General features: G+C 47.2%; 3 protein-coding genes. 2 read left to right on the top strand and 1 reads right to left on the bottom strand.

Annotation, left to right across the window (positions count from 1 at the left end; all coding sequences use genetic code 11):
- The first annotated feature begins 1 nt into the window (after position 1).
- A complete protein-coding gene (locus QUA42_RS17815) occupies positions 2-4,453 on the top strand; it encodes a tetratricopeptide repeat protein (RefSeq protein WP_333138717.1) in 4,452 nt (1,483 codons plus the stop codon).
- A 335-nt stretch (positions 4,454-4,788) separates the two neighbouring features.
- Positions 4,789-9,813: a choice-of-anchor Y domain-containing protein gene (locus QUA42_RS17820; protein WP_333138719.1), complete on the top strand. Its 5,025-nt coding sequence runs from the start codon at positions 4,789-4,791 to the stop codon at positions 9,811-9,813.
- Between the two features lie 77 nt (positions 9,814-9,890).
- On the opposite strand, the gene QUA42_RS17825 is transcribed toward QUA42_RS17820, so the two are convergent.
- Positions 9,891-13,844 carry a PAS domain S-box protein gene (locus tag QUA42_RS17825; RefSeq protein WP_333138721.1) on the bottom strand — a complete coding sequence of 1,318 codons (3,954 nt, stop codon included), beginning with the start codon at positions 13,842-13,844 and terminating at the stop codon, positions 9,891-9,893.
- Between the last annotated feature and the right edge of the window lie 282 nt (positions 13,845-14,126).

Here is a 14,126-nt window from a genome sequence, read left to right on the forward strand (position 1 = left end):
AATGAAAATCGGATTTCTCGATACCTACACTTGGGATTACAATATTGAAACTCCTTACTGCCAACCTTTGGGCGGCACTCAGTCGGCTATTTGTTACTTAGCTGAGGCGTTGGCTGCACAGGGAAACGAGGTATTTTTACTCAACAATACTTCTGAGTCGGGGCTGTCGCGCGGCGTTGATTGCAGGCGCAGGGTGGGGGACAAATCTAATTTAGAATTGCTGCGATCGCTCGATTTTTTAGTTATAGTTAATATAGTCGGCAAAGCACTGGAAATTAAGCCGCTTTTGGGGCATCAAACTAAGTTAATTTTGTGGATTCATAACGAACCCGGCTTTGTATTCCTCCAAGATTTCAATAATCAGCGAGAAATCAATGCTTGCGATGCTTTTGTATTTGTCAGCGAGTGGCAACGCGAGCAATTTCGCCAGCGGTTTGGGATTGAATTCCATCGCAGTTGTGTTTTAAGAAATGCGATCGCACCTTGTTTTGCTAACATTTTCGCCGATAATCGTTCTATCCTCTCTCATAAATCTCAACCGCCCGTTCTAGCTTACACTAGCACTCCTTTTCGCGGTCTCGATATTTTGTTAAAAGTCTTTCCCGAAATTCGTCAAGCTGTCCCCGGAACCACATTAAAAGTATTTTCAAGCATGAAAGTACACCAAATAGACGACAATGATAACAAGCTTTTTTTCGGCCAACTTTACCGCCAGTGTCAGGAAACAGAAGGCGTCGAGTACGTCGGTTCCATACCCCAACCCGATCTCGTCCGGCAACTGCGTTCAGTCGCGGTTTTAGCTTACCCGAATACCTATTTAGAAACCTCATCTATTGCCGTGATGGAGGCGATGGCCAGTGGTTGCCGGATTGTGACGAGTGAATTGGCAGCTTTGCCGGAAACAACTGCTGGATTTGCCCGTCTAGTTTCAATGTCAGGGGTGAAAAATTTTGCATCGATAACTAATTGGAAGCGTGCGGGCCAACCTGATTGGGAGGGATATACAAGGCGGTTTTTAGAGACCGTAGTCGGAGTTTTAAATGAGGGCACGGATGCGGGGGGCGCAACTGCTGAAAATCATCTGAGGCAGCAGGTAGAATATATAAATCGAGGGTGTACTTGGTCTGTGCGATCCCGAGAGTGGGTAGAATGGTTGAATATTATTAGTGTAAAACCTGTAAGAGTGGCAGAGCAAATGATAACGGAGTCGTTGGTGGATTTAGAAGCAGCTAAAGCATATTTTGTAAAGGGAAATCGGCTGAAAGATGCAGGGAATCTCGGTGGCGCAATCGAGGATTATCAGAAAGCTTTAGAGTTTAATCCAGGAGATGCGGAAGTTCATAAAAAGTTGGCGGAAGTCTATGTTTTACAAGGAGAATTTGAAAAGGCGATCGCCTCTTGCCATGTCGCTCTTAAATTTCAACCCAATTTTGCTCCTGCTTACTTAACAATAGGCAATGCTTTGCATAATCAAGGCCAGCTGGAAATGGCAATTGAAGCTTACTTGCAAGCTTTAGAAATTCAGCCGGAATTTGCTGAAGCCAGCGCGAATCTCGGCAGTATGTATTACAAGTTAGGGCAATTGGAACAGGCGGCCAATTATTACCAGAAAGCTCTGGTAATTAATCCTCAATTGTGTTCGGTCAATATGATGCTGGGCAGCGTTTTGCAGCAGCAAGGAAAGTTAGAGGCAGCAATTATTTGCTATCAAAGAGTGCTGCAATTGCAACCGGGAGATGCCAGCGCTGCTGAGAAACTATCGAGTTTGCTCGCACAAAAACAGCGGGAAACTACAGACAGCAACTTTATCGAATTAGAAACAGAATCAGGCGAACAGCAACCAGTATCTGTCAACAAAGATGAAGGCTACGGCTTGCAGCCTTCGAGCATCAATTTGCCGCCAGCGCCAACCACGGAGACTTTAAATACTCCGTTTACAAACCCCGCCGAACTTTCCGATCAAGTTACCTCGCTCAATGTTCCAGATAGCGGACAAGTTGCCAATTTTCAAGAAGTAGAACCGTACAATAAACTCGCCGAAAACTTTTTAGTTCAAGGTAAAATTAAAGAGGCGATCGCAGCTTGTCAGCAAGCGCTAAAAATTCGACCGGATTTCATCTACGCTTACGTCACTTTAGGCAATGCCTTGCAAGCAGGAGGCAAAACTGAAGCTGCAATTCGATCGTATTCTCAAGCCCTAGAATTGCAGCCCAATTTTGCGGAAGTGCGCGCCAATATCGGCAGTATGTATTTCAAAATGGGGCGTTTGGAAGAAGCGATCGCCCATTACCAGCAAGCCATCGCCCTGAGTCCCGATTTAGCGGGAGCTCACTGGAATTTAGGGAAAGTATATCACCAACACGGCAACATCGAAGCAGCGATCGCCTGTTTTAAAAGAACATCCGAACTCAACCCGCAGCTAGTCGGTGCAGACTTCCACTTTAACTTAGGTAATCGACTTTTCAGCCAAGGAAAGCGCGACGAAGCCATCGAAAGCTACGAAAAAGCGATCGCCATTAAGCCGGATTGGGCAGAAGCTTACGGTAACATCGGCAGCGCGCGATCGCAACAAGGCAATCTCGACGCCGCCATCGCTTACTATCAGAAAGCTGTAGCTTTTAAGCCGCACTTAGAAGTTTTGCACTTCAATATAGCCAATTCTTTTTTGCAGCAAAATAAGTACGACCAAGCAATTACTAATTATCAAAACACTCTGAAAATTAAGCCCGACTGGCCGGAAGTTCACGCTAACCTCGGCAGTTGTTTTTCCATGCAGGGGCGGCTGGAAGAAGCTTTAGCCAGCTATCAGCAAGCTTTGACATTAAAACCGAATTGGGCAGAGGTTTACTGCCGGATGGGACACATTCAGAAACAAGATAAGCCGTTGGAGGCGATCGCCAATTTTGAAAAGGCGATCGAATGCAACTCCAAATATAGCGAAGCCTACCAACAACTGTGCGACTTGCTAAGCCATTCTACCAACCTCGCCGGAGCCCGCAGCGTTGCCGACAAATACTGCGAAAACTGCGGCGACAATGCCCCAGTCATGTCAGCTACAGCCTACGTCTTTTCCTACCTGCAATCAGGTGTCAGCAAACAGGCAATTCAGAAACTCGAAGAAATCGAAAAACTCTGCTACGAAAAGGTCGAAACCTTTAGCGTAATGGAACTAAAACTGCTCTACGAAATCTTCCTGTTTGCAGTTTCCCACCTGCGAGACAACCGCGAAAAGAATGCCAGTTTCTACAGACTTATTGCCAAAGAATACTACCAAAAAGCCGTCCCTAAGCGCCAGGACATTAACAGAATCAACCTAGCAAATTACCAAGCAAAAGAACAGCGTCCTTTAAAAATTGGTTTCCTTTCCAAACACTTCCGCCGCCACTCAGTAGGCTGGTGCAGCGAAGCTTTAATTCGCGAATTAAGCCACATCACCCCCCACGTTCACCTTTACGTCACCGGGAAACTCCACCGAGATGAAGTTACGCAGCGGTTTGAAGACATGGCGGGCAAGTTTTACTGGCCTAAAAAATATCCAAACGGCTTTGCTGATGGCGGTGAAATCTTCGCCGAAGTAGCGCAAGACAACTTGGATGTTTTGATAGACTTAGACTCAATGACAGTGCCAACAAATGTCGAAGTGCTGTATCAATATCCTGCGGGGATTTGCGTTTCTTGGCTGGGATTCGACGCACCCTACATTTCAGATAATCACTACTTTCTGTGCGACGAACACACTCACCCCCCTGGTGTTGAAAAAAATTACTTAGAACAGTTAGTAAGATTGCCTGCTTGTTCGGTAGCAATTGGCGCACTGCAAAGCATTCCTGTGAATCGAGAGGCGATTAGAAACGCTCTCGGAATTGGCTTAGATCAAATGACTTATCTGTGCGTAGCGCCAGGTAGAAAAACCAATCCAGAAATGGTACGAGCTCAAGTTACAATTCTGAAGGAAGTACCAGATAGTGTGTTAATCCGCAAAGGTCAAGGCGACCCCGACGTTATTCACAGCACTTACCGCCAAGAATGCGAAATTCAGGGAGTAGATTTTGCTCGGATTAAGTTTATAGGTCAAACCCGAAGTGAGGAAGAACACCGGGCTATTTATTATGTAGCCGACGTGCTTTTAGATTCGTATCCTTACAACGGCGGGACTCATAATTTAGAGGCTTTGTGGGCGAATTTGCCAGTGGTAACTCGCTCCGGCGACCAATATCTTTCGCGCATGGGTTACGCTTTTCTGAAAAGTGCAAATCTTGATGTTGGTGCGGCGTGGAGTTGGGAGGAATACACGCAGTGGGGAGTTAAGTTTGGCCGTGATGCGGGTTTCAGAAATGGGGTGAAAGAGCATTTAGTAACATCTAAGCAGCCAGAACATCTCGCACCTTTGTGGAATCCTAAAAAGTTGGCTGAGGATATGTATGAGGTGTTTCAAAAACTGTTAGCTAAATAGGTTAGTCAGTTGTCAGTTGTCAGTTGTCATTAGAAGGAAAAATTTCCGCATCTCTCACTCTTCCCCTCTTTCTGTGAAGTCTTGTAACAATATTCGTGGAAATGCGTAAAAATTCCGCGCCGAGTCTGATAGATAAATAGCTGATTCATAGTACCGCGATCGCACTAACTTTATGCCAGTTAGGGCGATCGTTTTTTTTGTGGTGCGAGAATTCCGCAAAGGTTAAAGATTGCGTAATTTTTTTGCTCGCAGCTAGAAAAACGCTGACACTGATCAGTAAATTGGCTAAGCTTGAGTTCTAAAACTCAGCAAAATCATCTACCTTTAGATACATCATGCCCAACATTACCCTCTACGACGCGATTACCAACCTTTCAGCCGGAACGCCCCCCGGCATAGGGACGCCCAATGGCACCGCTCTTGCTTACGGACAAATCGCCCCGCCCGGTACGCTGCTCCCCACACCTCCTTTCCCTGCCGGTTCTACGGCTTCTCTGGCTGGGGGTGCGTTTACGCCAAACACAACGGGCATCAATACTGCCACCATCTACACGCCTAATAGCAATCGTGGCTATGCGGGTTACAACAATTACGATCCAAAATCCCTACTTACTCCTACGCCAGCGATACTGCCGCCTTTCACCGCCGCCACATTAGACCGCACGGCTGGTTATACGATATCTTTTAATGCAGCAATTCCGGCAGAAACTAGCAACGCCAACCGCGCGGGTTTCAGTGTCACCGCAATTAGTAGCGACGGCTTGAACGGTTTAGAATTGGGTTTTAAAAACAATAAAATTTTTGCTCAGTCAGATACTTTTGTCGAAGCTGAAACTGCTACACTTCCGGCGGGATTTGATCTAACTTCAAATAATAATTATGTCTTAAAAGTACAAGGCAGCAATTATGAACTTTTTGTTAATAATTTCCCAACTGCAATCCTCACAGGGCCACTGCGTCAAATCCAGTTTAACCCCGCTGCAAGTTCTCCTCCTTTAACTTTCAATCCTTACAGATTGCCGAGTTTCCTATTTTTTGGGGACAATACTGACCAGGGAAGCGCTACATTTCGCTTGGGCAGGATAGCTGTTAATGACTTGCCTGTTGCTACTCCAGACAATGCGGTAACAACTGTCGGCACTCCTAATCTTAAAATTAATGTCCTGACAAATGATACGGGCGGCGCAAAGGCACTGAGAGTGCAGAATGTTACTCAACCAACAGGCGGCACTGTTACTGTTGACGATTGGATTTATGCAGGAGGAAATTTTACAAATATTGGCGGGCAGCAGCGCAATTATATTGCTCGCTTGTACGGCAGCGACGGCACGGCAGATCCTACTTTCAATCCCAATCCGAATCGTTATGTCAATGCGATCGCGATCGATGCGAACGGTAACCCAGTAGTAGGGGGTGGTTTCACAAATATTGGCGGGCAGCAGCGCAATTATATTGCCCGGTTGAACAGCAGCGACGGCACGGTAGATCCTACTTTTGACCCCAATGCCAATAGTGATGTCAGGGCGATCGCGATCGATGCGAACGGCAACCCAGTAGTAGGCGGCGTTTTCACCAATATTGGCGGCCAGCCACGCAATTATATTGCCCGGTTGAACGGAATCACTGGGTTGGCAGATCCTACTTTCAACCCCAATGCGAATATTTTGATCGGGGAGATCGCGTTCGATGCTAACGGCAACCCAGTAGTAGGGGGTGAATTCACCAATATTGGCGGGCAGCCACGCAACAGAATTGCCCGGTTGAACGGAACCACTGGGTTGGCAGATCCTACTTTTAATCCCAATGCGGATGTTGGTGTCAATGCGCTCGGGCTCAATGCGAACGGTAACCTAGTAGTAGGTGGCCAATTTACCAATATCGGCGGGCAGCCACGCAACAGAATTGCCCGGTTGAACGGAACCACTGGGTTGGCAGATCCTACTTTTAACCCCAATGCGGATGATTTTGTTTTCGCGATCGCACTTGATGCTAATAACAACCCAGTAGTAGGGGGCCGTTTCATCAATATCGGCGGGCAGCCACGCAACAGAATTGCTCGGTTGAACGGAACCACTGGGTTGGCAGATCCTACTTTTAACCCCAATGCGGATAATTTTGTCGAGGCGATCGCACTTGATGCTAATAACAACCCAGTAGTAGGTGGCCCATTCACCAGTATCGGCGGGCAACCCCGCAACAGAATTGCCCGGTTGAACAGCACCAACGGCACAGCAGATCCTACTTTTAACCCCAATGCCGATAGTGCAGTCTTTGCGATCGCGATCGACCCCAAACGCAGCATTGTCTACACCCCTAACCCCACTTTCAACGGCCTCGACACCTTCTCCTACACAGCAAGCGACGGGTACAGTACCAGCACCTCAACTGTTAACGTCCTTGTCAACGATTCCCCAGTCTTAGACAACTCTGGCACGCCTAATTTAACAGCAATTAATGTCAATGAAACCAACAATACTGGCACATTAATATCTGCTATTATCGGCAGCAGCATCACCGACCCCAACGACGCCATTTCCCCGCGTCCGAGAGGCATCGCCCTCACAAATTTAGATACTACAAACGGCAGTTGGCAGTATACGACAGACGGCACAACTTGGAACAATATTACTACTGTTCCTACCGCTGCAACTGCCCTGTTGTTAGCAGCAGACGCGACAACCAGCCTCCGTTTTGTTCCCAATAGCAACTACACCGGAACAGTTACTGACGGCATTACTTTCAATGCTTGGGATACAATTACCGGCACTAACGGCGACACGGCAGATGTGACAGCGGACTTAGAAAATAATGGCGTTTCTAGTCCTTTTAGTACAGCCAGCGAAACAGCCAGCATTACAGTTAGTCCATTACCTGTTATTACTAATATCACATCCGATCAGGCAGATGGAACCTACGGCATCGGTGCAGTAATTCCCATTACCCTCACATTCAGTCAACCAGTTACTGTTAGGGTTACGCCGCAGCTTACCTTAGCCACAGGCGGTGCAGGTACTGTGATTAATTATGCCAGCGGCAGCGGCAGCAATACTCTGACATTTAATTACACAGTCACAGCAGGCAATAGCAGTCTCGACTTAGACTATACCTCGACAACTGCCTTATCTCTCAACGGCGGTAGTATTAGGAATTTGACTAATGCTGATGCTGTTTTGACTTTGCCGAATCCGGCTGCTGCTAATTCCTTGGGCCAAAATAAGGCAATAGTAATTGATGGGATTGCCCCAACTGTCAATCCGACCACTATTGCTGATATTACGGTGGCGGGGGGAACCAGTCAAGATTTTACTGTTAGTTTTAACGATGATAGTGCGATCAATGTTACAACTCTAGACAGTTCTGACTTTTTAATCAATTGGTCGGGCGGTGGTATTCCTGTTAACTTTGTCAGTGTTGATACTAATACTAATGGCTTGACGCGGACAGCTACTTATTCATTTACTCCGCCTGGGGGAAGTTGGGATATTACAGATAATAATCCAACTTACAGTATTAATCTGCAAGGTAATCAAGTTAAAGATACTGCTGGGAATCCTGTAAATCCTACGATTTTAGGAACTTTCAGCGTTAATATTACCGCGCCAACTCCGACTCCAACACCAACTCCCACTCCGACTCCCACTCCGACTCCCACTCCGACTCCCACTCCGACTCCCACTCCGACTCCCACTCCGACTCCCACCCCAACGGAAACACCGACTCCCACGCCAACGGAAACTCCGACTCCGACTCCAACTCCGACTCCGACTCCAACTCCGACTCCAACGGAAACTCCGACTCCGACTCCGACTCCAACTCCGACTCCAACTCCGACGGGAACCCCGACTCCAACTCAAACACCAACTCCGACTCCGACTCCAACTCAAACACCAACTCCGACTCCGACTCCAACTCAAACACCGACTCCGACTCCGACTCCAACTCAAACACCGACTCCGACTCCGACTCCAACTCAAACACCAACTCCGACTCCAACGGAAACTCCGACTCCAACGCCAACGGAAACTCCCACTCCAACAGGAACACCGAGTCCGACTCCAACGCCAACGGAAACTCCCACTCCAGCAGGAACACCGACTCCAACGCCAACGGAAACTCCCACTCCCACGGGAACACCAACTCCAACGCCAACGGAAACTCCCACTCCCACGGGAACACCGACTCCGACTCCAACGGGAACACCAACTCCGACTCCAACGGGAACACCGACTCCGACTCCAACGGGAACACCGACTCCGACTCCAACGGGAACTCCGACTCCAACCGGAACACCGACTCCGACTCCAACGGGAACACCAACTCCGACTCCAACGGGAACACCAACTCCGACTCCAACGGGAACTCCGACTCCAACGGGAACTCCGACGCCAACGGAAACTCCGACTCCAACCGGAACGCCGACTCCGACGCCGACCCCAACCGGAAGGCCAACGCCCACTGAAAGCGATTGCATTTGCGATACTATTCCGCAGCCCAATTTCAACCAACCCAATCCAGTTGACAATATTATCAACAGCAATGGTAGCGGTGAAATTCAATTAGGCAGTGGGGAAAATGATGCTTTTTACGGCAGTCCAAATCCGAACATATTCGATGGGGATTTAGGCGACGATAACCTCTATGGCGGTGAAGGAAACGATATTCTTTACGGGAACCGAGGCAATGATTTTATTGACGGGAACAAGGGAGATGATATCCTTTTTGGAGGAAAGAATAATGACATCATTTTTGGTGGTGAAGGTGAAGATATCATTTTTGGCAATCGTGGCAATGATTCCATAAGTGGCAAGGAAAATAACGACTTAATTTTTGGCAATGAAGGTGCTGATTTTATCGACGGCGGTAAAGGTAATGATTCTGCATTTGGTGGCAAAGGTAATGATATTGTGTTGGGTGGCAAAGGCAATGATCTTCTCTACGGCAATTTGGGCAGTGATACTATCTGCGGAGGTGCTGGCAATGATTTCTTAAGTGGGAATCAAAGTAGCGATTTGCTAGATGGCTGCGAGGGAAATGATACTATCTTTGGCGGGGCTGGTAGTGACACTCTCACTGGCGGTTTGGGCGATGATATTTTAATCTCTGGTTTGGGGGAGGATAGTCTAATTGGAGGTCTAGGGAATGACACGTTTGTGTTAGAAAGTAACGGCGGATTTGATGTTATTTTTGATTTCACGAAAGGGCTGGATGTGCTACAATATAAAGGTGCAAGTATTGGGGGATTGGCAATAAGTCAAATTCCAGAAGGCACTTTAATTAGTAAAGCAAGTGGGGAACGTTTGGTGCTGTTGGTAGGGGTGCAAGCTAGTGCGATCGCACTTAGCGATATCACTGTACTTTAGTTATTGGTTATTTGTTGGTTATGAGTTATGGGAAACAAATAACTACTAACCAACAAATAACAAGTAACAAGTAACAACTAATCACTAATCGCCACTCGATCGCGCCCGCCAGACTTAGCTCGATACAGTGCCTTATCCGCAGCTTCAATCAACATTTTCGGGGAGTTTTGACTTGGCGAAACGGCCGCAACTCCCAAGCTGAGAGTCACACAATCACTGACAACCGACTTGATGTGGGGAATTGCCAAGGCTTTGACGCGGCTGCGGATTCCCTCAGCAACAGCCTGTGCAGCGACGACATCTGTATTTGGCAAAATAACCGCAAATTCCTCGCCGCCGTACCTAGCAGCCAAATAGAGGCGTTCTGCGGGTGCGTTTGTGCAAGCATCCCCGATCGCCCGCGCCACTTGCTGCAAACAAGCATCCCCGGCTTGGTGGCCGTAATTGTCGTTGTAAAGTTTAAAACAGTCAATGTCGCACAGAATCAAAGATAGCGGTTCCGAAGAGCTCGACTGCTCCCATTCTCGGTTGATCACCTCGTCAAAACGGCGGCGGTTAGCTAGTTGAGTCAGACTGTCCAAATTCGCCAACCCGTCCAACCGCTGGTTGGCCGCAGCTAGCTGCTGGTAAAGTAAAGATTGTTCGATCGCGATCGCAACTTGAGTACCCAACTGACTCAGCAAATCCACATCAAACTGCTGCCACTGGCGGGGTGCCGAACAGTGGTGGGCAATCAGCAAACCCCACAACTTCGGCACTTGACAAGAACCGTTACCTTCCCTCGGTTCTATTCCCTGCTGGACAATCGGCACCACTAAATTTGCCTTCACCTGACAAGTCTCCAAAAATTTAAGGTGACACTCGCTCAAATTAGAAGCATGAATATCCTCTATGGCGCGAATGCGGCCCTTTAAATACTGTCCGATGTAAGTATTGGCAAAACAGCAATCGTCAATTCCCATCCCTTTGAGTGGCATCCATCCTTCTGCAACCGACTCCACCACCACATCTCCGTTCCAGTCTGGTCGGAAGCGGAAAATCAGCACGCGATCAGTTACCAAAAACTCCCGCACTTCCGCTACTGTAGTGTTGAGAATATCTTGGAGATCCAGAGAAGAACGGATGCGCGATTGAATCTGCCCGATCAGGCGTTCCCGTTCTATTTGTTGGCGCAGCGCGACTTGGGCTTGCTTACTTTTAGTAATGTCCCGACCTTCCGGCAGCAACAATACTATTTTGCCCGTTTCATCCGCGACCGGTTTGAGAGAAAAATCAACAGTTGCCGTCCGATTTACACCTTGAACTTCCACTTCATAGCGAACAAATTCACCTCTTGCCGATCGAGAAATCGCCTCTTGCAACTGTTCTTGAACTTCCTCAGAATCTCCCCACCAAGGCAACATCCAAAACGGTTTATTGGCCACATCCCGCAGTTTAATTCCCGCAAAATCCAGAGAAGTTTGGTTAGCTTCCAGCAGAGTGCCGTCCGGTTTCAATAAGCTCACAAATTGGAAAGAAGAATCAAAAATTGCCCGAAAGCGCCTTTGAGAATCTCCCAACATTGCCGTCACCTTTTCGCGAGATGTAATATCGCGGAAGCGCCACACCCTGCCAATAATATTTTGTCCGACTCGAATCGGCTGCGTGTAGCGCTCAAAAGTGCGGCCGTCTTTAAATTCTAGAATATCGCAACCTTCCGACTCCGTATCACTATAAAATTCTTTAACTCTCTGCAAAAAAGCTCTCGGATCTTTAACTTGCTTTGTGAGAAATGCCAGTCGCACCGTTCTATCCATTGAGTTTCTAACTTCTTCATAAATTCCCCACATTTGAACTAACTTTTCGTTATAACTAATCATTTCTCCGGCGGTAGTAACGGCGAGAATGCCGTCTGCCGTTGCTTCTAACGTAGCGTGCAGCAAAGACCGCGATCGCTCTAATTCTGCTGCGGTCAATTTCCGTTCTGTGAGGTCTCGGACTGCTTTAACCTGTACTAAACGACCTTCCCAAAATACGAATTTGCTGCGAACGTCAGCAGGAAAAGCAGTTCCATCTCGCTTAAGAAAAATCGTTTCACAGACTGTATTGCTGGCAGCAGAAATCATTTGAGGCGCCTGTTTGTATGATTTCGGCGACAGTAGTTCCAGCAAGCTCATTCCCACCATTTCCGCAGGTTCGTAACCGAAAAGTTCGGCAAAATTACTGCTGACGCTCAAAATTGTGTCGCGGTCAGCCACGGCAACTGCTTCAAAATAAGCTTCGCATTCGAGCAAGCGCGCTGCTGAGTAGCTGCTGCCATTTTCGCCAGAGGAGTAGCTGTTGTTAATTAACTGTTGCAATTGCGTATTTGCCGAGTACAAAGCAGTCATGGCTTGCCTGTACATAGCAGTACGTTTCTCGACTTTTTCTGCAAGGCGATCGCGATATTCTCGCAGTTCTTTTTCGACTCTAATTAAATCAGTAATATCTACTGCAAACACGATTACGCCAGCGACTTTACCTGTGTCATCCCGGTAAGGTATTTTATCTGTCCGCACCCAGCATTTTTGACCTGAAACTGTTGGTAGCAGTTCGACTTGCCCCTGTTTGGGAACGCCGGAATTGATTACTTCCAAATCTTCTAAATAATATTGCTCTGCTTCGTCTGGATAGATTTCATAAAAAGATTTACCTTCTAATTGAGCTGCGGGCAAACCTCTCGATGCAGCGGCGGCTTGATTAATTCGCAGCAGGCGACTTTCGGTATCTTTGAGCCAAATCATCGCCGGCACGGAATCAAAAATAATTTGCTGTTCTTGTTGCTGCAGGCGTAGTTCCGCTTCTGCTTGTTTTCTTTTAATTATTTCTTTTTGCAGTTTTTGGTTGGCTTTTTTGAGTTCAGCAGTGCGTCTTTCTACTCTTTCTTCTAGTTGATCATAGTATTGGGTCAGCAAGTTTTGCTGCTGTTCGTGCCGCATTGCTTCTAATTTTAACTTTTCGCTAGCTGACAAACTTGAGGATACAAAATCTGCTAATATTTGGGTAAATTCGTGTTCTTCTTCCGTCCAATCACCGTCGGCCCCCTGGCGTTCGGCGCTGACTATTCCCGCCATTTTACCTGCTAGCACAATCGGGACGTTTAACAGGGAAGTCGTGCCCTGATCGACGAAATAAAGACCGACAAGTTCTCGCGTTCTGGGGTCATTTTCGGCGGCCACTGTTGCGATCACACTGGCAGATTTTAAAGCTTGAAAATATGCCGGACAGTCGGAGGATGTGATGATGATTTGTACGGAATGGAGTTTAGTATTTTGTTCATAAAGGTCGATGCAGTGAAGCTGCGTTTTGTCTTCGCCATACAGCCAAATACTAGCTCGATCGCAGTTGACAATACTGACAGCGGTTTCTGTTACTTCGCGGATGAAGTCTTCTATATTGTTGCGTTCTTTAAGTTGACTTTTGGCTAATTTTGCGATCGCCAAAGTTGGACTGCGCCAATTTCCTCTCTGGTTGGGCGACGTGGGTGACTGCGAAGCAGCCTTAATTTCTTCGCAAACTAACAGTACAGCCGGCCGTTGGAAATTGGCAATTGAACGACCGTTAGTATTTTCCTCTATTTTCCAATCTACCGCCGGCATTGGGCGCGCGGTTGCTTTTACCCTAATAATCCTGCCGTCTTTGCAAGTCAAGCAGCCTTCCCAACAGGCTATTTTTGGAGTTGGCGTACCGTTTTCCGGCTGGGTCAATCCGGCAAATTCTGCCTGCATTTTGCCCTGCTCTTGGCAGTAAAATATGTTAAAAATTGAATGACAAATTAATTCCTGCGATTTGTAGGCAAGGCGAGACGCGCCGAATTGATTGAGCGAAAAAACTCTTCCCAAAGCGTCTAGAACGAAGTAAATGCCCGGAAAATTCTCATAGAGAGTTCCATACCAATCTTGTTCGACTTGGTGGCTGCACGAAAGTTTTGCTGTCGCGAACTCGCCGTCGGTGTCGAGCAAGTGAGAATAGTTGGTTTCGGGGTTGCTTGAATGACTTTTTTTAGCAAACACTTTTAGCTTAAATCGACTGTAATTAATTTTACTTTCTGGAATTTAACTTTTTTGTGAAACTAAATTAAACCTGTTGTTTGAAAAAAGTTACAAGTTGTAACAAAAATACCACTTGTCCAGCGTGCTGGTTTTCGCTTCCCCATCCAACCACTGTGTTTGTTTCTAGTTGGTACACGGTCTGCCGACAATATTTCCCGCTAATGGCAATGCCAGCAGGTTTAGCTGCAATTACCCAGTCTGTACTTTTAGCATCCTAGACAATAAAAAAAACCGACAATCAAT

Origin of the sequence: Microcoleus sp. Pol11C2 (genome assembly GCF_036701505.1) — a bacterium.
Classification (GTDB): Bacteria; Cyanobacteriota; Cyanobacteriia; order Cyanobacteriales; family Microcoleaceae; genus Microcoleus.